At 70.3% G+C, this 20,919-nt stretch carries 20 protein-coding genes and 1 other RNA gene; 11 read left to right on the top strand and 10 right to left on the bottom strand.

What is annotated here, in order from left to right:
* Positions 1–9 precede the first annotated feature (9 nt).
* Positions 10–957, top strand: a complete 948-nt coding sequence (locus BM004_RS01090) for a DMT family transporter (RefSeq protein ID WP_093211943.1) — start codon at positions 10–12, stop codon at positions 955–957.
* A gap of 50 nt (positions 958–1,007) precedes the next feature.
* The gene (locus BM004_RS01085) at positions 1,008–1,838 is read left to right on the top strand and encodes a TorF family putative porin (protein ID WP_093126248.1); all 831 of its coding nucleotides are present in this window, start codon (positions 1,008–1,010) and stop codon (positions 1,836–1,838) included.
* Here BM004_RS01085 and BM004_RS01080 read toward each other — a convergent pair whose 3' ends face one another.
* A complete protein-coding gene (locus BM004_RS01080; protein ID WP_093210749.1) occupies positions 1,839–2,864 on the bottom strand; it encodes a Bug family tripartite tricarboxylate transporter substrate binding protein in 1,026 nt (341 codons plus the stop codon).
* Positions 2,865–3,003: 139 nt separating this feature from the next.
* On the opposite strand from BM004_RS01080, the gene BM004_RS01075 reads away from it, so the two are divergent.
* The 3 genes from BM004_RS01075 to BM004_RS01065 all read left to right on the top strand — a co-directional run bounded on the left by BM004_RS01075 (position 3,004) and on the right by BM004_RS01065 (position 6,081).
* Positions 3,004–4,677 (top strand): MBL fold metallo-hydrolase, encoded by a 1,674-nt coding sequence (locus BM004_RS01075; RefSeq protein WP_093210747.1) that lies wholly within the window; start codon positions 3,004–3,006, stop codon positions 4,675–4,677.
* Entirely contained in the window at positions 4,677–5,405 is a 729-nt protein-coding gene (locus BM004_RS01070; RefSeq protein ID WP_093210745.1) for an RNA pseudouridine synthase, read from the top strand. Before BM004_RS01075 ends, BM004_RS01070 begins: the two co-directional genes overlap by 1 nt.
* Before the next feature lie 121 nt (positions 5,406–5,526).
* Entirely contained in the window at positions 5,527–6,081 is a 555-nt protein-coding gene (locus BM004_RS01065) for a hypothetical protein (RefSeq protein ID WP_093210743.1), read from the top strand.
* A 39-nt stretch (positions 6,082–6,120) separates the two neighbouring features.
* On the opposite strand, the gene BM004_RS01060 is transcribed toward BM004_RS01065, so the two are convergent.
* Genes BM004_RS01060 through BM004_RS01035 form a run of 6 tightly spaced genes read right to left on the bottom strand, consistent with a single transcriptional unit; the run spans position 6,121 to position 12,629 of the window.
* Entirely contained in the window at positions 6,121–7,344 is a 1,224-nt protein-coding gene (locus BM004_RS01060; RefSeq protein WP_093210741.1) for a multidrug effflux MFS transporter, read from the bottom strand.
* Positions 7,345–7,354: 10 nt separating this feature from the next.
* The gene (locus BM004_RS01055) at positions 7,355–8,830 is read right to left on the bottom strand and encodes an efflux transporter outer membrane subunit (RefSeq protein WP_093210739.1); all 1,476 of its coding nucleotides are present in this window, start codon (positions 8,828–8,830) and stop codon (positions 7,355–7,357) included.
* A 5-nt stretch (positions 8,831–8,835) separates the two neighbouring features.
* On the bottom strand, positions 8,836–9,771 hold the full coding sequence (locus tag BM004_RS01050; protein WP_093126259.1) for an efflux RND transporter periplasmic adaptor subunit: 936 nt from the start codon (positions 9,769–9,771) through the stop codon (positions 8,836–8,838).
* Positions 9,772–9,786: 15 nt separating this feature from the next.
* On the bottom strand, positions 9,787–9,993 hold the full coding sequence (locus BM004_RS01045; protein WP_093126261.1) for a DUF1656 domain-containing protein: 207 nt from the start codon (positions 9,991–9,993) through the stop codon (positions 9,787–9,789).
* Positions 9,990–12,152, bottom strand: coding sequence for an FUSC family protein (locus BM004_RS01040; protein WP_093210737.1), 2,163 nt, complete (start codon positions 12,150–12,152; stop codon positions 9,990–9,992). Before BM004_RS01040 ends, BM004_RS01045 begins: the two co-directional genes overlap by 4 nt.
* Entirely contained in the window at positions 12,153–12,629 is a 477-nt protein-coding gene (locus BM004_RS01035) for a MarR family winged helix-turn-helix transcriptional regulator (RefSeq protein ID WP_093126265.1), read from the bottom strand.
* Positions 12,630–12,771: 142 nt separating this feature from the next.
* Here BM004_RS01035 and BM004_RS01030 point away from each other — a divergent pair, with 142 nt between their 5' ends.
* Positions 12,772–13,158, top strand: coding sequence for a hypothetical protein (locus BM004_RS01030; protein WP_143072389.1), 387 nt, complete (start codon positions 12,772–12,774; stop codon positions 13,156–13,158).
* Between the two features lie 61 nt (positions 13,159–13,219).
* Here the strand turns inward: BM004_RS01030 and rnpB are convergent.
* Positions 13,220–13,577: RNase P RNA component class A (gene rnpB, locus BM004_RS01025), an RNA gene on the bottom strand.
* A 39-nt stretch (positions 13,578–13,616) separates the two neighbouring features.
* On the bottom strand, positions 13,617–14,417 hold the full coding sequence (locus tag BM004_RS01020; RefSeq protein WP_093210733.1) for an AraC family transcriptional regulator: 801 nt from the start codon (positions 14,415–14,417) through the stop codon (positions 13,617–13,619).
* 126 nt (positions 14,418–14,543) lie between these two features.
* Here BM004_RS01020 and BM004_RS01015 point away from each other — a divergent pair, with 126 nt between their 5' ends.
* A complete protein-coding gene (locus BM004_RS01015) occupies positions 14,544–15,437 on the top strand; it encodes a DMT family transporter (RefSeq protein WP_093126273.1) in 894 nt (297 codons plus the stop codon).
* Here BM004_RS01015 and BM004_RS01010 read toward each other — a convergent pair.
* A complete protein-coding gene (locus BM004_RS01010) occupies positions 15,322–16,446 on the bottom strand; it encodes an AraC family transcriptional regulator (RefSeq protein WP_177206304.1) in 1,125 nt (374 codons plus the stop codon). The two genes, BM004_RS01015 and BM004_RS01010, sit on opposite strands and share 116 nt — an antisense overlap.
* Positions 16,447–16,575: 129 nt before the next feature.
* Between BM004_RS01010 and tehA the strand changes: the two genes are divergently transcribed.
* The 4 genes from tehA to BM004_RS00990 all read left to right on the top strand — a co-directional run bounded on the left by tehA (position 16,576) and on the right by BM004_RS00990 (position 20,915).
* Positions 16,576–17,577 carry a dicarboxylate transporter/tellurite-resistance protein TehA gene (gene tehA / locus BM004_RS01005; protein WP_093210729.1) on the top strand — a complete coding sequence of 334 codons (1,002 nt, stop codon included), beginning with the start codon at positions 16,576–16,578 and terminating at the stop codon, positions 17,575–17,577.
* A gap of 74 nt (positions 17,578–17,651) precedes the next feature.
* Positions 17,652–18,572: a cysteine synthase A gene (cysK, locus tag BM004_RS01000; RefSeq protein ID WP_093126280.1), complete on the top strand. Its 921-nt coding sequence runs from the start codon at positions 17,652–17,654 to the stop codon at positions 18,570–18,572.
* An 85-nt stretch (positions 18,573–18,657) separates the two neighbouring features.
* A complete protein-coding gene (locus BM004_RS00995; protein ID WP_093210727.1) occupies positions 18,658–20,349 on the top strand; it encodes an NAD(P)/FAD-dependent oxidoreductase in 1,692 nt (563 codons plus the stop codon).
* 8 nt (positions 20,350–20,357) lie between these two features.
* On the top strand, positions 20,358–20,915 hold the full coding sequence (locus BM004_RS00990) for a VUT family protein (protein WP_093126823.1): 558 nt from the start codon (positions 20,358–20,360) through the stop codon (positions 20,913–20,915).
* Positions 20,916–20,919: the final 4 nt, after the last annotated feature.

Here is a 20,919-nt window from a genome sequence, read left to right as displayed (position 1 = left end):
CGGCGCACCATGCACACCACCCCTCTTGCCGCTTCAGGCAAACCCCACGCCGCTTGCCTCGAATGGGCGCTGCTCGCGGTGCTCGCCACTTGCTGGGGCGCCTCGTACACCTTCATCAAGATCGGCGTGGCGACGATTCCGCCGCTCACGCTGATCGCGGCGCGCACGCTGGTCGCCGGGCTGCTGCTGCTCGCGGTGCTGCGCATGCGCGGCGTGCGTTTGCCCACAGACCCGGCGATGTGGCGGCGCTTCCTGCTGCAGGCCTGCCTGAACAGCGTGCTGCCGTTCACGCTGATTGCGTGGGCCGAGCGCAGCGTCGACGCGGGGCTGGCGACCATCCTCAACTCGACCTCGCCGATCTTCATCTTCCTGCTGGGGCTGTGCCTGGGCGGCTCCGAGAAGCCCACGCTGCGCCGCCTGTTCGGCGTGGGCGCGGGGCTGGCGGGCATCTGCCTGATCGTCGGCTTCGAGGCGCTGCACGGGCTCGGGCATTCGCTGCTCGCGCAACTCGCGCTGGTGGCCGCGGCGGTTTGCTACGGCTGCGCCGCCATGTTCGGGCGCGTGTTCAAGGGGCTGGACCCGATGGTGCCGGCCGCCGGCTCGCTGCTGAGCGGCGCGGCGATGCTGCTGCCCGCGAGCATCGCGATCGACCGGCCGTGGACGCTCGCGCCGTCGGTGGCGTCGCTGCTGGCGGTGCTGGCGCTCGCCGTGCTGTCGACGGCGCTGGCCTTCACCATCTACTTCAGGCTCATCAAGACGCTGGGGCCGATGTCGACCGCCGCGCAGGCCTACCTGCGCGTGCCCATCGGCGTGGCGATCGGGGTGGTGTTTCTGGGTGAAGCGCTCGCGCCCACGGCGTGGATCGGCCTGGCGTGCGTGATGGCCGGCGTGGTTGCGATGACGATGCCTGACGCCAAACTTTTGCGCCGCGGCCTGCATTTTTTACGCGGCTTTTAGACGCCCGCTCCTACGCTGCCGGCTCCTCCATCCGTTAGCGAATTCTCTCGATGAAACACCTCCTTCGCATCGCCCTGCCGGTGCTCGTTCTTCCCACCCTGGCCGCCCTGCCGATGCTTGCGAACGCGCAGCTCGCGGGCAACGTGGCGCTCACCACGAACTACAAGTTCCGCGGCCAGGACCAGGACATGCTGGGCAAGAACGACTACGCCAGGACGTCCACTTTCAAGCCCGCCATCCAGGGCGGCCTGGACTACGCCTTCGGCGACAGCGGCTTCTACGTGGGCAACTGGAATTCGAGCGTCAACTGGCTCAAGGGCAACAGCCTGGAGAGCGACATCTACGGCGGCTACAAGTTCAAGGCCGGCCCGTTCGACATGGACGTGGGCGCGCTCACCTACCTGTACCCGGGCAACTCCTCGGGCAACACCACGGAGCTGTATGGCAGCGCGGGCTACACGAGCGAGGCCATCGGCTCGTTCACGCTGAAGTACTCGCACACGGTGTCGAAGGACTACTTCGGCTACGCGGGCAACAAGGCGGGCTCGGGCCTCAAGGGCACCAACACCGGCTACCTGAACCTGGCCTACAGCAAGGAGGTTTTTCCCAAGGTCACGTTGAAGGCGGCGGTGGGCTACACGAACATGTCCAGCGACATCCGCAGCCTGGGCTACAGGAGCTATGTGGACTACAACGTGGGCGCCAGCTACGACTTCGGCAACGGCCTGTCGCTGGCCGGCTCGGTGCAGGGCGCGAACAAGCAGAGCGCCTATCTTTCGGTGAGCAACCCGGGCGTGGACCTGGGGTTCGGCGCCTTCGGCAAGCAGACGTTCTCGCCGAACAAGGCGCGCTTCATCCTCACGCTGACGAAGACGCTCTGATCAGTCGATGCTGATGTTCGCGGCCTTCGCGACCTCGGCCCACTTCACGCGGTTGTCGTGCACGGTCTTCTTGAACTGGGCCGGCGTCTCGATGCGCACGGTGTTGCCCTGGCTCTCGAAGCGCTCGCGGACCTCGGGCGTTTCGAGCACGGCCTTCACGGCGGCGTTGAGCTTGTCGACGATCTGCGGGTCGGTGCCCTTGGGCGCGAAGATGCCGAACCAGATCGAGCTGTCGAAGCCCTTGGTGCCCGGCACGCCGCTCGAGGCGATGGTGGGCACCTCCTTCACGGCCGGCACGGCGGTGGCGGTGGTCACGCCCAGCAGGCGCACCTTGCCGGCCTTGTAGTGCGGCAGCACGGTCTGCACCTGGTTCATGATGCAGCAGGTCTCGCCGCGCACCACCGACGTGATGGCCTCGGGGCCGCCCTTGTAGGGCACGTGCACCATGTTCAGCCCGAGGCGCGAATTGAACTCGGCAAAGGCCATGTGCGTGCCGGCGCCGTTGCCTGTAGACGCATAGTTGTACTTGCCCGGATTGGCCTTGACCAGCTCGACGAATTCCTTCAAGGTCTTGACGTTGATCACGTCGGGATTGACGGTGAGCACGTTCGACACGTCGAGCACCGGCGCCACCGGAATGAAGTCGGCCTCCACGTCGAAGGGCAGTTTCTTGTAGAGCGCGGCGTTGCTGCCGTGCGTGGCCGCGGTGCCGAAGGACAGCGTGTAGCCGTCGGGCCTGGCGTGGGCCACGTACTCGCTGGCGATGTTGCCGGCCGCGCCCGACTTGTAGTCGATGATGACCGGGCGGCCCAATTGCCTTGCCAGCGGTTCCTGGATGGCGCGGGCGACGACGTCGACGCCGGAGCCGGCGGGGAAGCCCATGATCAGCGTGACGGGCTGCTGCGGCCAGTCGTGCTGGGCGAAGGCGGCGGGCACGGCGAGCGAGGCGGCGGCCAGCAGCAGCGTGCGGCGGACGAGACGAAGAGCAGAAACGGGAGAGAAGGCAGAGGAGGGAGAATTGGCCATGACAGTCTTTCAGTCCTTGTTCAGGGCAGGCGGTGCAAGCGCGAATTGTGGCGCGGCGCTGATGCCCGAATCCATATGAGCTTATGCACCCGGTGCGCCGTGCCAAGCACGTACCGCGCCCGCTCCCGATAATCCCCCCATGGTCCGCCCCTCCCAACAACTCCACCCCCACCGCGAGCCCGCGACGGTGCGCGCCGCCGCCACCGTGCTGCTGCTGCGCGACACCGACGCCGGTTTCGAAGTGCTCATGACGCGCCGCTCGGCCACCGCCAGCTTCGCGCCCGGCGCCTATGTGTTCCCCGGCGGTCACATCGACGCGGCCGACGAAGCCGCCAAGCGCATCGCCACGCGCCGCCCCACGCAAAGCCGCGTGCAGCGCACGCAGGCCATCGCGGCCATCCGCGAGGCATTCGAAGAACTGGGCATCCTGCTGGCGCACCACGCCGACGGCCGCCCGGTGAGCGACGCGGACATCGCATCGATGGACCGCAACGACACCGCCGGCGCCGCCTTTGCCGACCAGTGCGCCGCGCGCGGGCTGGTGCTCGACTCGGACCAGGTGTTCACCTTCGCGCACTGGATCACCGACCGCGACCTGCCCAAGCGCTTCGACGTGCCCTTCCTGGTGGCGCGCATGCCCGAAGGCCAGACACCCGCGGCCGACGAGAGCGAGCAGTTCGAGCCCTGCTGGGTACGCCCCACCGACGCGCTGGCGCGCCACGACGCGGGCACCTTCTTCATGATCTTCCCGACCGTGCGCACGCTGCAGCGCATGGCCGCGTACACCAACGTCGACTCGGTGCTGGAGGCCTGCGCGCCCGCCGGCGCCGGCGAGGCGCCGCTGTGGACCAGCTGCCCGCGCGGCGGCCTGCTCAAGGGCGCGGACGTGCGCTACATGGAGCATGAGCCGCCCTTCGGCGAACTCGCGCTGGTGTGCCCCGACGGCCAGATGCTGCATGCGCTCGACTGGCAGAGCGCGCAGGGCGTGGCGCTGCTGAAGAACGTGATGCGCCTGACCGCGCCCAACCCGAGCGCCATGACCGGCCCGGGCACCAACAGCTACATCGTGGGCGACGCGGCCACCGGCTACATCGTGATCGACCCGGGTCCGAACGACTTCGACCACATCGGCCGGCTGTGGCGCATCACGCAGGGCGACATCCGCATGATCGTGTGCACGCATTCGCATGCCGACCACTCGCCCGGCGCGGCGCCGCTGCAGGCGCTGTGCAAGGGCACGAAGCCGCCGATCCTGGGGCTGTCTTCGGCGCCGACCGCGCGCGCCACGGCACGCTTCACGGCCGAGCGCGAACTGGCGCACGGCGAGCGGCTGGTGCTCTCGGGCACCGGGGCCGACGGCGAAGCGCTCACGCACACCCTGCGCGTGATCCACACGCCCGGCCACGCGGCCAACCACCTGTGCCTGGTGCTCGAGGAAGACGGCCTGCTGTTCTCGGGCGACCACATCCTGAACGGCAGCACCACGGTGGTCGACCCACCCGACGGCGACATGACGGCCTACCTCGACTCGCTGGACACGCTCGACGCGGCCTGCGAGGCGGGTGGCATCGAGTTCATCCTGCCCGCGCACGGCTACGTGATCGGCTTTGCGCGCACCGCCATCGGCATGCTGAAGGCGCACCGCCTGAAGCGCGAGGCGAAGATTGCCGCCGCCATGCAGAAGCTGCCCGACGGCACGCCCGAGCAATGGCTGCCGCTGGCCTATGACGATGTGCCCGAGCGCATGTGGCCGGTGGCCGCGCGCTCGCTGGCGGCGCACGTGGCGCGCATCCGGCAACTGACTGCTTCCTGATGAACAACAAGAACGACAAGAACACCCCCGAAGACGAAGGCATTCGCCTGGCCAAGCGCGTCGCCGCGATGGCCGGCGTGTCGCGCCGCGAAGCCGAACTGCTGATCGAGAACGGCGCGGTGCGTGTCGACGGCGTGCAGCAGATGCTGCCGCAGTCGCGCGTGCTGCCGCACCAGCAGGTCGAGATCCAGGCCGGCGCCAAGCCCGAGCCCTTGCTGCCTGTCACATTGCTGCTGTACAAACCCGCGGGCATGCCGACCGACAACGCGCACCGCCTGCTGGTGGCCGCGAACCACCACGAGCCCGAACGCGCCGGCCAGAAGTTCCTGCCCGCGCATGCGAAGGCGCAGCAGTGCATGACGCCGCTGGAAACCGGCGCCAGCGGGCTGGTGGCGTACACGCAGGAGTTCCGCATCGAACGCAAGCTGCACGAAGACGCCGGCATCCTCGAGCATGAGGTGATGGTGGACGTGGCCGGCGCGGTGGGCCCCGAGGTGCTGGCGCGGCTGGAGCGCTCGCCCGCGCGCGTGAGCATCGGCCGCCAGAGCGATGAACAGACCGGCCTGCGCTTTGCGCTGAAGGGTGCGCGGCCGGGCCAGATTGCACACATCTGCGACAACGTGGGGCTGCGCATTCTTGCGATGCGCCGCATCCGCATCGGCCGCGTGCCGCTGGCGGGGCTGCAGCCCGGCCAGTGGCGCTACCTCGCGCCCCACGAACGCTTCTGAGGCACCCCTACAACAACAGGAGCCCGAGGCTCCAGACAACGCCCCCGACGACGCACCGCATGTTCGCGGACTGCAATTTTCAGCCTGCGGCACACGCGTGCCGCCGACAGGAGACTCAGCCATGAAGTTCGGCTCACCGAGCGCCGCCCTTGCCCTTACTCTCGCTTGCACCGTGCCCCTGGCACTGGTGACAGGCTGCAGTTTTTTCGAGCCCACGCCGCCGCCCGCGGCCACGGCCCCGCCGCCGGCGGTGATCACCCGGGACGGCCTTGCGCCGATCACCGAGCAGCAGGTGGAGCGCATCCGCGAGGCGCTCGACGGCAAGACGCCCAGCCCGGCCATCGGCAAGGTGCTGCGCAGCGCGTCGCCGACCATCGAGTCGTTCGTGCGCACCGAGGGCTGCATCACCGCGCGCAACGGCGCGGTGCTCAACCCCTTCGCCGCGTCCGGCCGGCTGTTCGACGGCACGGGCTTCCAGGGCGCCCCGATGGCCGAGATGCAGTACCACGACAAGACCGCCTGCGTGACGGTCAAGCGCATCCAGAACTGGAAGATGGTGACGCCGAAGCTGCTGCGCTTCGAGGTGGTCTACGTGGGCGACGACGGCGAGGAGCGCGCGGTGAAGCGCCATGAGCTGACGCGCCAGCCGAAGGGCGGCTGGCTGTTCACGCGTTGAGATTGACTACGCGCTGGTCACGCGCTGATTGCGCACTGGCTACGCCTTGGCCGCGCCCGCGCGCCGCTGCGCGCGCAGCGCCACCGCGAACGACAGCTGCGCCAGGATGCCCGCCCCCGCCAGCACGATGGCCGAGGCCAGCGCGGGGTTGCGGTGGCCCATGCCGGCGAGCGCCGTGCACAGCGCGCCCACGGCCATCTGCGTGAAGCCGTACAGACCCGAGGCCGAGCCGATGACCTGCGGGTTCACGCTGATCGCCTGCGTCAGCGCGGCCGGCGAGGCCATGCCGGCGCCCACGGTGTAGAGGAACATGCACACGACGATGAGCGTCACCGAGAGGTGGCCGCTCAGCGCCGCGCCGAGCAGCACGAAGGCCGCCGCCACGCTCAGCGAATTCGATCGCGTCATGAGCCGGTCGACGCGCACGCGCGAGATCAGGTGGCTCGTGAGGAAGCTGCCCAGCCACACGCCCGACACCAGGATGGCCAGGTAGATGCCCGCCTCGTGCGCGGGCCGGTGCAACTGGTCCACGAAGATGAAGGGCGCCGACGCGATGAAGGCGTACATCGACGTGGTGGCGCAACCGCCGCCCACCGAGAAGCCCAGGAAGGCCGGCGAGCCCAGCAGCTTCCTGTAGTTGCGCGCCAGGTCGCGCGCATTCACGCTGGCACCCGGTGCGCCGGTTTCGGGCAGCAGGCGCCAGGTGGCCAGGAAGCCGATGACGCCGAGCGCGAAGAGCGCGTAGAAGATCGAGCGCCAGCCCAGCGCGGTGGCCAGCGCGCCGCCGATCAGCGGCGCGAGGCTCGGGCCGATGGTGACCATGAGGTTCATCAACGCCAGGCGTTGCGTGGCCTCCTGCGGCTCGGCGGTGTCGCGCACGATGCTGCGGCCCAGCACGAGGCCGGCGCAGCCGCCCACGGCCTGGAACAGCCGCGCCGCGATCAGCGAATGCACTTCAGGCGCCATGGCAGCCGCAAGGCCGGCCACGCAGTACAGCCCGAGCCCCAGCAGCAGCACCGGGCGGCGGCCGTAGCGGTCGGCCAGCGGGCCGTACACCAGCTGCCCCACGGCGAGGCCGAAGATGTAGAGGCTCACCGTCATCTGCATGGCGCCCATGCCGGCGCCCAGGCTCTTCGCGGCGATGGGCAGCGCGGGCACGAAGATGTGCATGGCCAGCGTGCCGCTGAAGGTGACCAACGCGAGCAGCCACAGCGGTGCGTGCGGGCGGCGCTGCGGCTCGGTGGTTGCTGCGGTGACGGTCATTGCTTGGTGGTCATTGCTTGGTGTTCGTCGCTTCGGTTGGCGTGGCGCCTTGCGCCAGGTTGTCATCGGCCGGCTCCCAGCCCCCGCCCAGTGCCATGAACAGCACGACCTGGTCGTCGGCCAGCTGCGCCTCGCTGGCCGCGAGCGCCGCTTCGCTGGTGGCCAGCGAGCGCTCGGCGTCGAGCGAGTCGAGGTAGGCGGTGCGGCCATTCTGGTACAGCTGGCGCGCCTGCGCGGCGACCTTGGCGCTCTCGTCGCGCGCGGCCTGCAGCGCGGCATGGCGGTCGAGCTCGCGGGCGTAGGTGCCGAGCGCGGTCTCGGTCTCGCGCAGCGCGGTGAGCACGGTGCCGTCGAACCTGGCGAGCGCGGCGCGCGTGCCGGCCTCGGCCTGCACGATGTGCGACTGCACGACGCCGGTGTTGGGCAGGGTCCACGAAATCAGCGGGCCGAGGCTCCACGCGAAGGTGTCCTTGCGGCCGAAGCCGTCGGCATGGCCCACCGACGAGCCCGACAGGCCCAGCGTGATCTTCGGGTACAGGTCGGCCGTGGCCACGCCGATGCGCGCGGTCGATGCGGCAAGGCTGCGTTCGGCCTGGCGGATGTCGGGGCGGCGGCGCAGCAGCGCGGCGCCGTCGCCGACCGGCAGCGCGCCGGCCACGCGCGGCGGCACGGTGCAGTCGGCCACCTCGCGCGGAAAGTCTTGCGGCAGCGCGCCGGTGAGCGTGGCCAGGCGGTACAGCGCGCCCTGGCGTTCGGCCTTGAGCGGCGGCAGCGAGGCATTGAGCTGCTGCAGCTGCGCGCGGGCGCGGTTGGCGTCGATGGCGCCGGCGCGGCCCGCGCGCTGCAGGCGGTCGGTGACGTTCACGGCGTCCTGCTGAAGCGACACCGACTTCTGCGCGATCTGCAGGCGAAGGCCGCTCGAGCAGGCCTCGGCATAGGCACGCGCGGTGCCCGCTGCCACGTTCACGCGCACCAGGTCGAGCGCGGCTTCGGCGGCCTGGGTGTTGGCCTGCGAGGCCTCGATGCCGCGGCGGATCTGGCCGAACAGGTCGACCTGGTAGGACAGCGAGGCGCCCGCGCTGTAGTTGAAGGTGCTCGGCGGCTCGTAGCCCTTCTGCAGCAGCGACAGGCCCGACACGTGGCCGAACGACGGGCCGCCGTTCACGCCGATGGTGGGGTACTTGGCGCCGGCCACTTCGTCCTCGATGGCGCGTTCGCGCTCGAGGTTGGCCACGGCCTGGCGCAGGTCGGTGTTGTGGGCCAGGGCCTGCGCCACGAGCTTGTCGAGCAGCGGGTCGTGGTACAGGCGCCACCAGTGCGCGGGCAGCGGCGCGGCGTTGGCGGGAGCCTCGGCGAAAGGCCGTGCGGCGCCGGCCTGGCTGGCCAGCGCCTCGGGCGGCTGGTGGTAGTCGGGGCCGACCGCGGCGCAGGCGGCGAGCCCGGCCGCGGCGGCCAGCGCCGCGATGCGGAATGCGAAGCCGGTCATGTGATTCACCCCTTCTGTGCGGCAGGCGCCGTTGCTGCGGCGTTGCGCGCCGCCTTGTTCTCCAGCACCTGCACCGTGACCGTCTGGCCCGCGACCAGCCGCGCGCCCTGCGGCAGCGGGTCGAGCTTGATGCGCACCGGAATGCGCTGCGCCAGGCGCACCCAGTTGAACGTGGGGTTCACGCTGGGCAGCAGGTTGGCGCTGGTGGAGCGGTCGTGGTCGGCAATGCCGGCGGCCACGCTGTCGACCGCGCCTTCGAGCACCGCGCCGCCGCCCATGGGCGTCACGCGCACGCGGTCGCCGAGGTGGATGCGCGGCAGCTTGGTTTCCTCGAAGTAGCCTTCGACGTAGAACGACTGCGCGTCGACCAGCGCGAGCACCGGACGGCCGGCCGCGGCGTAGCTGCCCTGGCGCAGGTCGAGGTTGGTCACCAGGCCGTCGGTGGGCGCGCGCACTTCGGCGCGCTGCAGGTTGAGGCGGGCCGAGTCGAGCGCCACTTCGGCCTGCGCGACGGCAGCCTGCATCTGCTCGACGCGCGAACGGGTCTGCTCGCGCGACTCCTTGGAGATGAGGTCGTCGAGCCCCACGTTGCGCTGGTTCTCGCGCTGCACCTGGGCGCTCATGGCGCGCTGGGCCGACAGCGCGGCCTGGGCCTGGCGCACGGCGAGGTCGTAGCGCGCGCGGTCCACCTCGAACAGCAGCGTGCCGGCGGCCACCGACTGGTTGTCGCGAATGGGCACGGCCGTGACCAGGCCCGACACGTCGGGTGCGATCTGCACGACGTTGGCGCGCACGCGGCCGTCGCGCGTCCACGGCGCGAGTTCGTAGTGGTCCCACAGGCGCAGGCCCGCCCACACGGCGGCGGCCACCACCACGACGGTCAGAAGAACACGCCCCAGGCGCTGGGCCCAGGGGTTGTCGAAGGAAGGACTGGCTTTCATGGGAATCTCGTTAATTTATTGAAGGTAAGAGGTCGCGCGGCTCAGCGCGTAGAGCAGCAGCAGGTACAGCGCCATGTCGAACAGCGCGGGGTGCCACACCCAGCGGTAGACGCCGGTGGCCGCGAGCAGGCGGCGCACGGCCCACAGGGCCGCGAAGGCGCCGAGCGCCAGCACCATGATCCAGGGCAGGTACAGGCCGTAGAAACTGGCTTCGCCGATCATGCGGACGCTCCTTGAATGACTGGCACGGGCGCGCTCGCCAGCATGGGCGGCGCGTCGGGAAAGAGGTTGCGGCGCAGGCCGACCAGAGCGGTGACGGCCGCGCGGGAAGCCGCGGAAGACGACGCGTTGCGCTCGGCCAGCAGGGCGCCCAGGGCTTCGTCGATCTGCGTCAGCAGGCCCGGCGGGCGCGGGTTCATGCGGCCTTCGCCGCGCTGGCGGAAGAAGCGCGAGATGCCGCCCAGCAGCGCGGCCGAAGTGGCCATCGGCAGCTGCGCGCGCACGCGCTGCAGCACGGCGATGTCGGCGCCCATGCGCAGGTCGCGCAGCGCGTCGTTCGCGGCCACGCCCTCGACGGTGCCGCCGGCCTGCGCGATGCGCGGCGCGAGCAGGCCGATGCGGTCGAGCATGCGAACGGCGTAGGCGTCGCTTTGCGCGTACTGCGGCTGCGAAGAAGCGGCCATGTCGCCGAGCTCGCGCCAGGTGGCGCGCTGGATGCGCCGCGCGCTCCAGTCGGCGCCCACCGAACGCACGAGGCGGGTGACACGCGCCGCGACCACCACGCCGACGATCTGGCCGATCATGCCGTTGGTGAAGCTCACGAGGTCGGAGCTGGCGGTGTCGTGCAGCGCGAGCGTGCCGGCCACGCCGAAGATCAGCGCCATCGCGGCCATGAAGTGCGTGGGCCGCGCCATGTAGACGCCCAGCAGCAGGAACAGCGGCGCGCAGATCAGAGCGAGCATGCCGAAGTCCTGCACGGTGGGCATGAGCACCAGCACGTAGAGCGCGGAGACGGGAATGGACCACAGCGTCCACTTCAGGAAACCGTGGATCGCCGGCACGGGGTCGTCCATGGTGGCGAAGAAGCAGCAGAAAACGGCGGCCATCATGGGCGCGGCCGAACCCGAAGGCCAGCCGGTGATGATCCAGAACGCGCCGCACAGGCAGATGGCGATGACGGCGGCCAGCGCCGACAGCAGCGCCATGCCGTAGTCGCGGTGCAGCACACGGCTGCCGAGCGCGGCGGTGCGGCGCAGCGGCGCGGCGCCCTTCAGGCCTTCGTCGATGTCGAGGCGAAGTTGCGCGCAGGCGTTCCAGCCGTCGACGAGTTCCTCGAGCCGGCCGGCCAGGCCGATGCGCAGGGCGCGGCCCCAGGGGGTGGGTTGCGCGGCAGTGCCGGCAGCCGTGGCGGGCATGGTGCTCAGCGTGTCGATGGCGCGGCGCAGGGCCTGCAGCCGCTGGGCGCGCGCCGCGGCGTCGCCGGTGGGCTCGGCTTCGTCGCGCAGCCATTGCGCGGCTTGTGCAAGCACGGCGGCAACGTCGGGCGCGAGCCGGCCTTCGGCCTGTTCGAGCGCCTGCAGCCGGTCTTCGACGGCGGACAGCGCGGGCGTGAGCGCGGCCACGCGGTCCTGCATCGCGCGGATGGCGCCGGCGGTCCAGCGCAGGTGCGTGGTGTCGAAGGGCACGTGGGTGGAGAGCAGGCGCAGCTGCGTGATGTCGCCGGCGAGGCGGCGGCGGTCGTCGTCGAGGCGCTTGGGGTCGGCATCGGCCGTGCCACCGGCAGCACCTGTTCCACCGGCGCGGCCCGCAGGCTGCAGCAGGTCGCCGAGCCACTTGCGCGCATCGACCAGCGTGCGGTCGAGCAGGCCCAGCACGGTCGGCGCGAGCCCCGCGGGGAACACCAGGCTGTGGACCAGCGTGGCGCAGAAGATGCCCAGGCCGATTTCTTCCACGCGCGCCACGGCGGTGTCGAACAGCGCGAGCGGCGTCTGCACCGACGGAAAGCCGATCAGCGCGGCCGTGTAGCCCGCGAGCATGAACACGTAGGAGCGCGGCGTGCGGTCGAACAGCGAGATGCACAGGCACAGGCCGACCCACAGCGCGAGCACCAGCGTGAGCAGCTCGGGCGCGTTGGACAGCGCGGGCACCAGCAGCACGGTGGCGGTGCTGCCGATGAGCGTGCCGCAGAAGCGGTACAGCGCCTTGGAGCGCACGGCACCGGCCAGCGGGTGCGCCACGACGTAGGTGGTCATGAGCGCCCAGAAGGGGCGCGGCAGGCCGGCGCGGCTGGCCAGGTACATCGCCAGCATGGCGGCGGCGAAGCTCTTGCCGGAAAACAGGAGCTCCGCGCGGCTGAAGCGCGGAAGAGAGAGCCCGGCCATTTATTTGCGCCCTTCCCGTTCCTGCGGCGGCACGGCTTGCGGCGGCGGGGGCGTCAGCACGGCGCGAACGCCCATGCGCTCCTCGAGCACGCCGAACACGCGCAGGCAGGCGGCCACGTCCTCGTCGGACACGCCGTCGAACAGCGACGCGCGCATCAGCACCAGCGAGGCCTCGATGGGCGCGCAGGTGGCCTTGCCGGCCTCGGTGAGGTGCAGGGTCTTGGCCCGGCGGTCGGCCGGGTCTTCGCGGCGTTCGACCAGGCCGGCTTCCACCAGCTGGTCGACCGAGCGCACCAGCGACGGGCCTTCGATGCCGAGCGCCTCGGCCAGCACGCCCTGGCGCACCTCGCCGTTCATGCGCCCGAGCATCACGATCGGGTAGGCCAGCGTCTGCGACACGCCCACGTGCGCCACCGCCTTGTCGGCCGCGGCGCGGTAGCCGCGCTGCAGCACCGAAAGCGACGTGCCGAGCCGCATCAGCGCCTGTGCGCGTGTCTGCCGGGAGGTTTCGGGGTCGGTCACGGTAGCTGCCTAATAGTTAGTCTGCTATCGATTATAGGGGTAACTACTAATCCGTGCAGCCCGTGCGGCAACGAGCGGGAGAATCGGCCGGATGGACGTGGAACAGCTCAAACGCGATATCGAAGCCACGCTGGCGCAAGCGATGGCCCTGCCGGGCTTTTCGGTGGACGACTACCTGGATGCGCGCGACGAAGCGCCGTTCGACGCCGCGTGGTCGCTCGCGGCCGCCGATGTGGACGACGCCGGCAAGGGCCAGCCGGAAGCGGCGCGCCACGAACAGGAAGCGGGTTCGAAAGACCTGCGGGAATGGGTGTTCAAGAACACGGCCGAACGCACGGGCGACCCGGAACTCGCGGCCTATGTGTCCGACGACGCCGGCCTCATCCTCGAGGCATCGCTCGCGGGCGTGTCATCGGCGTGGATCGACAGCTTGCGGCGCTGCTACGCCCTGCACCGGCTGCCGCAAGGCGACCTGTCCGCCTGAGGGACGGCGCTCGAAGCACGGCGCCTGAAGCACGGCGCTGGCTGCGCCGGCTGAAAGAAAAGTGTGAAGCTCGCCGATAAGCCGGATTCTGTGCACCGGAGCCCTCTTGCGAAGACTCCGGCGTGACCGCCATTACTCTGGGCCGTTTGTCGCCAAACGGCTCGATGCCACCTACCCGCCAGCTCAGCGGAACCACCTCGATACTGGCCTACTTGGTGTTGCTGCGCGCAGAGATTGCCCGTTTCACCCGAACTCAATCGGCTCGTCTCTGTTGCTCTGATCCTCACCTCACGGTGGAGAGTCGTTAACTCCTGCGCTGTCCTGTGCAGTCCGGACGTTCCTCCAGTGCGGTCTTTCGACACGGCGCCTTGCGGCGTCGTCCCTTTCGGGCTTGCACCAGCGGCGGTCTGGCGTGCTTCACGGGGCGGATTATCGCCTCATGACGAAGCCCGCCCTTTTCAGGCGATGCCGCAGAACTCGCGCCGGTACTGCTCGGGCGTGGTTCCGGCTTCGCGCTGGAACATCGCGATGAAGGCCGACGCGGTGCTGTAGCCCAGGTCGAACGCGATCTCCTGCACCGTGCGGCCAGCCTCCAGCGCGTCGATGGCGCGCAGGAAGCGCAGCCGCTGGCGCCAGTCGCCGAAGGACATGCCCAGCTCCCGCTGGCACTGGCGCGCCAGCGTGCGCTCGGTCATGTGCACGCGCTCGGCCCATTCGGCCAGCGGGCGGTGGTCGCCGGGGTCGGCCTGCAGCGCTTCCAGCACGGTCGCGAGCGCTGGCGACGCCGCCGCCGGCAGGTAGCTGCGCTGGACCTCGGCCACGGCCAGCTGGTCGACCACCACGTGCGCCAGCCGCAGGTCGGCGGGCGTCTTCGGCTCGCGCACGTCGCGCGCCGCGAAGTCGGCCAGCACGCTGCGGATGATCGGGCTGATGCGCACGGTGCAGGGCGCGTCCGGCAGCCCGGCGCCGGCGCACAGGCCAGGCGTGATGTAGATGGTGCGGTAGACGATGGCATGGCGCAGCGTGCAACTGTGCACCACCGTCGGCGGAATCCACACCGCGTACTGCGGCGGCGACAGGAAGCGCAGGCCCTCGGTCTCCATCTGCAGGGTGCCGTGCGCGGCGTAGTTCAGGTGGCCCCAGCTGTGGCTGTGCGGCGCGGCCAGCATGTCGGCGCCGAACTCGTCGTAGTTGAAATGGAAGGGCCCAGGCATGCCCTCCACGTCCTGGATCTGCACGTAGCGCAACCGGTCGGCCATGGGGTGCGGGGCTCCTGGGCAAGAAAACGTCCGGAATTCCGGACGGGATGTCCTGATCGCGCTATATGCCGCAGGACGGACGCATCCATGATAGGTCCGTACCCCGAAAAAGAAAGCACTCACCGCATGTGGCCCTATGCCTTCCCCCTGCTCGCCGTCGTCATCTGGTCGGGCAACGTCGTCGTCAGCAAGATGGCGGCCGGCACCATCGCGCCGGCCGAGATCAGCTTCTACCGCTGGCTGCTGGCCGCCCTGCTCTTCACGCCGCTGGCGCTGCGCCCGGTGCTGCGCAACTGGCAGGCCATTCGCCCGCAGCTGGGCCGCATCGCGGTGCTCGGGCTGCTGGGCATGGTGGTCTACCAGAGCCTGGCGTACTACGCGGCCTACCTGACCACGGCCACGCACATGGGCATCATCGGCTCGCTCACGCCCATGATGGTGCTGGCGCTGTCCATCCTGCTGCTGGGCCAGCGGCTCACGGCGGGCGCGGTGGCCGGCTCGCTGGTGTCGATCGCGGGCGTGCTGGTGGTGGTGTCTTCCGGCGACCTGGGCACGCTGCTGAAGAGTGGCGCGAACATGGGCGACGCCCTCATGCTGCTGGCCATGCTGGCCTATGCCGTCTACGTGATCCTGCTCAAGCGCTGGGGCATGAAGAACGTGCCCGCGTTGCAGCTGCTGTACCTGCAGATCGTGGTCGCGGTGATTGCGCTGCTGCCGCTGTACCTGCTCACGCCACGGGTGGGCCTGTCGGCCGCCAACCTGCCGCTGGTCGCCTTCGCAGGGCTGGGCGCTTCCATGATCGCGCCGCTGGTGTGGATGCACACGGTGGCGCACATCGGCCCGAGCCGCGCGAGCATGTTCTTCAACCTGATCCCGCTGTTCACGGCGGTGATTGCCGCGGCCGTCATCGGCGAGTCGCTGGCGGCGTACCACGCGGTGGGCGGCGTGCTGACGGTGGCGGGCGTGCTGCTGGCGGAGCTGTGGAAGGCGCCGCTGCGCCGGCCGGTGCTGGCGGGCTGATCAGGGCGCGCCGAAAGCGCCCCGGCGTCACGCCCGCATGCCGCGTGAACGCGCGGTTGAAAGCCGCCTCCGAGCGGTAGCCGACCGCCTCGCCCACGCTGGCCGTGTCCTGCCCGCCCCGCGCCAGCAGCCGCGACGCGAGCTCCATGCGCAAGGTGGTCAGCAGCTCCAGCGGGCCGGTGCCCGCGCGCCGCGCGAACTCGCGCGCGAAGGTGGCGCGCGACATGTGGCAGCGCTCGGCCAGCAGGGCCACGGTCCACGCCTTTTCGGGCTGCGCCAGCATGGCCTGCAGCCCGGGGGCCAGGCGCGGGCTGGCCATGAGCCCGAGCACACCGAGCACACCGGGCAAGGCGGGCAAGGCGGGCGACGTGGGCAAGGCAGGCGAGGCGGGCAGCGCCGGCAGCGTGGCCAGGTACGCCCGCACCGCCAGCGTGAACAGCGTGCCCGACAGCTGTGCCACGATGGCCGCCGCACCCGGGCGCTGCTGCTCGATCTCGTGCGCCATGAGCCGCACCAGCCCTTCGAGCCAGCCGTATCCGGGGTGCTGCGCGAACGGGATCACCATGGGCTCGGGCAGCGCCTCGAGCAACGTGCTGCGGCGCCGGCCCGGAAACTCGAACTCGCCACAGAGGATGTCGGTGTCGGCCTTCGCGGGTTGGCGCAGGTTGGTCTTGAGGTCGACCAGCTCGCCGGGGCGCAGCCGAATCGCGCGGCCCTCCTGGCCCTCTTGGCCCTCGCGGCCCTCGCGGCCTTCCTCCTCACGCCCCGCGGTGCGCAGCACATGCGCCGAGCCGCGCGGCAGCACCACGAGGCTGCCCTCCTCCAGCGGCACCAGCGTGCGGCTTTCCGGCAGCCAGAGGTCGCAACGCCCGCGCAGCAGGATGTGGAACGGCGCGCGCCACGGGCCGATGGCCTCGTGCGGCGCGGCCCAGTCTTCCCCGAACAGGCAGCGCAGGTCCATGCGGCCGCGCGGGTCGAGCCATCCGACGAGTTCGCTCAAGGGATCCATGGCATGGGCGTGAGACGTTGGAGCAATTTTGTGAGGCATTCTGGCATTCAAACGTGCGGCATGCCGGCCTAAAGTCGTTCCAACGCCCTCTACAGGGCTCTTTACGGCTCTTTTCACGAGGTGAACAGAATGACTTCCGATCGTGCCCCTCTTTCAACGCCCTCGGCCCTCTCGGCTCTCCCCGCCATCCCGGCCTCCTTCTTCGGCATCGCCGTCGGCGTGCTCGCCATGGGCAATGCCTGGCGCGTGGCCACGCCGCTGTGGCACCTGCCGCCCGACATCGCACCCGCGGTGACGTGGAGCGGCATCGCGGTGTGGCTCGCCGTGCTGGCGCTGTACGCCGGCAAGTGGCTGCGCCACGACGCCGAGGCGCGCGCCGAGATGAACCACCCGGTGCAGTCGTCGTTCGCCGCGCTGGGCCCGGTGGCCAGCATGCTGGCGGCAATGGCGCTGCTGCCGTATTCGCGGCCCGTGGCGCTGGCCGTGTTCGCCGTGGCCGTCTCCGCGCAACTGGTGCTCGGCCTCTGGCTCTACGGCCGCATGTGGCAGGGCGGGCGCCAGCCCGAGATGGTCACGCCGGCCATCTACATGCCGGCCGTGGCGCAGAACTTCGTGGCCGGCACGGCGGCCGCCACCTTCGGCTGGCCGCAACTGGGCATGCTGTTCTTCGGCGCGGGGTTGTTCTCGTGGCTGGCCATCGAGTCGCTGATCCTGGGGCGCGCCGCGCTGCAGCCGCCCATGCCCGAGGCGCAACGCCCGGTGCTCGGCATCCAGCTCGCGCCGGCGGTGGTGGGCGGCGTCACCTACCTGAGCCTGAACGGCGGCGTGCCCGACCTGTTCGCGCAGGTCCTGCTGGGCTACGGCGTGTTCCAGGCGCTGCTGCTCCTGCGGCTGCTGCCGTGGATCGCGCGGCAGCCCTTCGCGCCCTCGTACTGGGCCTTCAGCTTCGGCGTGGGCGCGCTGCCCACGCTGGCGATGCGGCTGCTGGCCGCGGGCGCCACCGGCCCGGTCGAATGGCTGGCCCCGGCGTCGTTCGTGGCCGCCAACTTCATCGTCGGCCTGCTGGTGCTGAAGACGCTCGCGCTGATGCTGCAAGGCCGCCTGTTGCCTGCCGCAACACCCTCGCGCTGAAAGCGCAACGGGCTGGTCTCACAATGCGCGCTGTCCTTCCGACACCAACGCATCGATCCAAGGAGACCCCATCCATGAAGGCCCAGAACATCCTCCAGACCATCGGCAACACGCCGCACATCCGCATCAACCGCCTGTTCGGCAATGCGAAGCAGCAGGTGTGGATCAAGTCGGAGCGCGCCAACCCCGGCGGCTCCATCAAGGACCGCATCGCGCTGTCGATGGTGGAAGACGCCGAGAAGAGCGGCGCGCTCAAGCCCGGCGGCACCATCGTCGAGCCCACCTCGGGCAACACCGGCATCGGCCTGGCCATGGTGGCGGCCGTCAAGGGCTACAAGCTGATCCTGGTGATGCCCGACAGCATGTCGGTGGAGCGCCGCCGCCTGATGCTGGCCTACGGCGCCACCTTCGACCTGACGCCGCGCGCCGGCGGCATGAAGGCCTCCATTGCCCGCGCCGAGGAAATCGTCGCCGGCACGCCCGGCGCGTGGATGCCGCAGCAGTTCAACAACCCCGCCAACGTCGACGTGCACGTGCGCACCACGGCCGAGGAAATCGCGGCCGACTTCCCCGAGGGCATCGACGTCATCATCACCGGCGTGGGCACGGGCGGCCACATCACGGGCGTGGCCAGGGTGCTCAAGAAGAAGTGGCCCAAGCTGCAGGTGTTCGCGGTGGAGCCGGTGGCCTCGCCCGTGATCTCCGGCGGCGCGCCGGCGCCGCACCCCATTCAGGGCATCGGCGCGGGCTTCATTCCGAAGAACCTCGACACCTCGCTGCTCGACGGCGTGCTGCAGGTCGACGCCGAACCGGCGCGCGAAATGGCCCGCCGCTGCGCGGTCGAAGAAGGCATGCTGGTGGGCATCTCCTCGGGTGCCACGCTCGCGGCCATCGCGCAGAAGCTGCCCTCGCTGGCGCCCGACGCCGTGGTGCTGGGTTTCAACTACGACACCGGCGAGCGCTACCTCTCGGTCGAAGGCTTCCTGCCCGCCTGATACAGCGGCTGACACAGCTATACCTTTGATAGCGCCTTCGGCGCTTAAAATGCGCGGTCTGCTTGATAACCACAAGCCCCACGCCATGCTGAGAATCTCCGAACTCAAACTCCCGCTCGACCACGCGCCCGACGCGCTGGTCACCCTGATCGCCAGAACGCTCGACGTTCCGCTCGACGCGATCGCCTCCCACACCGTCTACAAGCGCAGCTTCGATGCGCGCAAGGTGGAGCTGCTCACCGTCTACATCTGCGACGTGCAGCTGACAGGCGCCAAGCTCGAGGCCGCCCTGCTCGCGAAGCACGCGGGCCACCCGCACATCCAGAACGCGCCCGACATGCGCTACGCGCCGCCGGCCGATGCGCCCGAAGGCGCGTCGCGCCCGGTGGTCATCGGCTTCGGCCCCTGCGGCATCTTCGCGGCGCTGATGCTGGCGAAGATGGGCTTTCGGCCCATCGTGCTCGAACGCGGCAAGACCGTGCGCCAGCGCACCCGCGACACCTGGGGCCTGTGGCGCAAGAGCACGCTGAACCCCGAGTCGAACGTGCAGTTCGGCGAAGGCGGCGCCGGCACCTTCTCCGACGGCAAGCTCTACAGCCAGATCAAGGACCCGCGCTTTCTCGGGCGCAAGGTGATGGAAGAGTTCGTGAAGGCCGGCGCGCCGCCCGAGATCCTCTACGTCGCGCACCCGCACATCGGCACCTTCAAGCTGGTGAAGGTGGTGGAGAACATCCGCGAGCAGATCGTGGCGCTGGGCGGCGAGATCCGCTTCGAGCAGCGTGTGACCGACGTGCACATCGAGGACGGCCCGGGCGGCAAACACCTGCGCGGCCTCACCGTGCTCGACCAGGCCACGGGCACCCGCAGCGACCTGCGCGCCGACCACGTCGTGATGGCGCTGGGCCACAGCTCGCGCGACACCTTCGAGATGCTGCACGCGCGCGGCGTGCACATCGAGGCCAAGCCCTTCTCCATCGGCTTTCGCGTGGAACACCCGCAAGGCCTGATCGACCGCGCGCGCTGGGGCCGCCATGCGGGCCACCCGCTGCTGGGCGCGGCCGACTACAAGCTGGTGCACCACGCCAGCAACGGCCGCTCGGTCTACAGCTTCTGCATGTGCCCCGGCGGCACGGTGGTCGCGGCCACCAGCGAGCCGGGCCGCGTGGTCACCAACGGCATGAGCCAGTACTCGCGCAACGAGCGCAACGCCAACGCGGGCATCGTGGTCGGCATCGACCCGAAGGACTTCCCGGGATGGGAAGCCAATGCTCCCGGCGACGCGCTCGCGGGCATCGCGCTGCAGCGCGCGCTCGAAAGCAACGCCTACGTGCTCGGCGGCAGCAACTACCACGCACCCGGCCAGCTGGTGGGCGACTTCGTGGCCGGCAAGCCCTCGACCGCGCTGGGCAGCGTCACGCCTTCGTACAAGCCCGGCGTGACGCCCACCGACCTGCGCGAAGCCCTGCCGGCCTACGCCATCGAGGCCATGCGCGAGGCCTTCCCCGCCTTCGGCCGCAAGATCAAGGGCTTCGACACGCACGACGCGGTGCTCACCGGCGTCGAAACGCGCACCTCGTCGCCGATCCGCATCACGCGCGGCGACGACTTCCAGAGCCTCAACGTGCGCGGCCTGTACCCGGCCGGCGAAGGCGCGAGCTACGCGGGCGGCATCCTGTCGGCCGGCGTGGACGGCATCAAGGTGGCCGAGGCCGTGGCGCACGGCGTGCGGGCCCAAATCGAACGCGAACGCGCACACGAACGCACGGCGAACGTCTGATGCAGGCCATGCAACCCACGCGCTTCGAGCGCCCCACGCTGGGCCACCTGACCGCCGCCACGCTGGCCATGGCGGCCGTGGTGCTGGCCTCCAACATCCTCGTGCAGTTCGCGCTCAACGACTGGCTGACCTGGGGCGCCTTCACCTACCCGGTGGCGTACCTCGTGAGCGATCTCGTCAACCGGCGCTTCGGTCCCGGCATGGCGCGGCGCGTGGCGTGGGTCGGCTTCGCGGTGGCGGTGGGCGTGTCGCTGCTGCTCGCACCGGCGCGCATCGCCGCGGCCTCGGGCCTGGCCTTCATCGCCTCGCAGCTGCTCGACATCGGCGTGTTCGACCGCCTGCGCCGCGGCCTGTGGTGGCGCGCGCCACTGGTGGCCACCGTGATCGCGGCCGTGCTCGACAGCATCGTGTTCTGGGGCATCGCCTTCGCGGGCACCGACGGCCCGTGGCTCACCTGGGCGCTCGGCGACCTCGCCGTGAAGCTGGCCGTGGGCGTGCTGATGCTGCTGCCGTTCCGGCTGCTGATCGGCCGGCAGGCGGCACGGGCTTCGGCCCTGAGCCACTGAACCG

It is taken from the genome of Variovorax sp. OK212 (assembly GCF_900112425.1).
Taxonomy (GTDB): Bacteria; Pseudomonadota; Gammaproteobacteria; order Burkholderiales; family Burkholderiaceae_C; genus Variovorax.
The sequence above is the reverse complement of the archived record's forward strand: the minus strand, read 5'-3'. Positions and strand labels throughout refer to the sequence as shown.

Bases quoted from the DNA above. Each gene is read 5' to 3' on its own strand.
- BM004_RS01090 (WP_093211943.1), top strand. From the start codon at position 10: ATGCACACCACCCCTCTTGCCGCTTCAGGCAAACCCCACGCCGCTTGC.
- BM004_RS01085 (WP_093126248.1), top strand. From the start codon at position 1,008: ATGAAACACCTCCTTCGCATCGCCCTGCCGGTGCTCGTTCTTCCCACC.
- BM004_RS01080 (WP_093210749.1), bottom strand. From the start codon at position 2,864: ATGGCCAATTCTCCCTCCTCTGCCTTCTCTCCCGTTTCTGCTCTTCGT.
- BM004_RS01075 (WP_093210747.1), top strand. From the start codon at position 3,004: ATGGTCCGCCCCTCCCAACAACTCCACCCCCACCGCGAGCCCGCGACG.
- BM004_RS01070 (WP_093210745.1), top strand. From the start codon at position 4,677: ATGAACAACAAGAACGACAAGAACACCCCCGAAGACGAAGGCATTCGC.
- BM004_RS01065 (WP_093210743.1), top strand. From the start codon at position 5,527: ATGAAGTTCGGCTCACCGAGCGCCGCCCTTGCCCTTACTCTCGCTTGC.
- BM004_RS01060 (WP_093210741.1), bottom strand. From the start codon at position 7,344: ATGACCGTCACCGCAGCAACCACCGAGCCGCAGCGCCGCCCGCACGCA.
- BM004_RS01055 (WP_093210739.1), bottom strand. From the start codon at position 8,830: ATGACCGGCTTCGCATTCCGCATCGCGGCGCTGGCCGCCGCGGCCGGG.
- BM004_RS01050 (WP_093126259.1), bottom strand. From the start codon at position 9,771: ATGAAAGCCAGTCCTTCCTTCGACAACCCCTGGGCCCAGCGCCTGGGG.
- BM004_RS01045 (WP_093126261.1), bottom strand. From the start codon at position 9,993: ATGATCGGCGAAGCCAGTTTCTACGGCCTGTACCTGCCCTGGATCATG.
- BM004_RS01040 (WP_093210737.1), bottom strand. From the start codon at position 12,152: ATGGCCGGGCTCTCTCTTCCGCGCTTCAGCCGCGCGGAGCTCCTGTTT.
- BM004_RS01035 (WP_093126265.1), bottom strand. From the start codon at position 12,629: ATGCGGCTCGGCACGTCGCTTTCGGTGCTGCAGCGCGGCTACCGCGCC.
- BM004_RS01020 (WP_093210733.1), bottom strand. From the start codon at position 14,417: ATGGCCGACCGGTTGCGCTACGTGCAGATCCAGGACGTGGAGGGCATG.
- BM004_RS01015 (WP_093126273.1), top strand. From the start codon at position 14,544: ATGTGGCCCTATGCCTTCCCCCTGCTCGCCGTCGTCATCTGGTCGGGC.
- BM004_RS01010 (WP_177206304.1), bottom strand. From the start codon at position 16,446: ATGGATCCCTTGAGCGAACTCGTCGGATGGCTCGACCCGCGCGGCCGC.
- tehA (WP_093210729.1), top strand. From the start codon at position 16,576: ATGACTTCCGATCGTGCCCCTCTTTCAACGCCCTCGGCCCTCTCGGCT.
- cysK (WP_093126280.1), top strand. From the start codon at position 17,652: ATGAAGGCCCAGAACATCCTCCAGACCATCGGCAACACGCCGCACATC.
- BM004_RS00995 (WP_093210727.1), top strand. From the start codon at position 18,658: ATGCTGAGAATCTCCGAACTCAAACTCCCGCTCGACCACGCGCCCGAC.
- BM004_RS00990 (WP_093126823.1), top strand. From the start codon at position 20,358: ATGCAACCCACGCGCTTCGAGCGCCCCACGCTGGGCCACCTGACCGCC.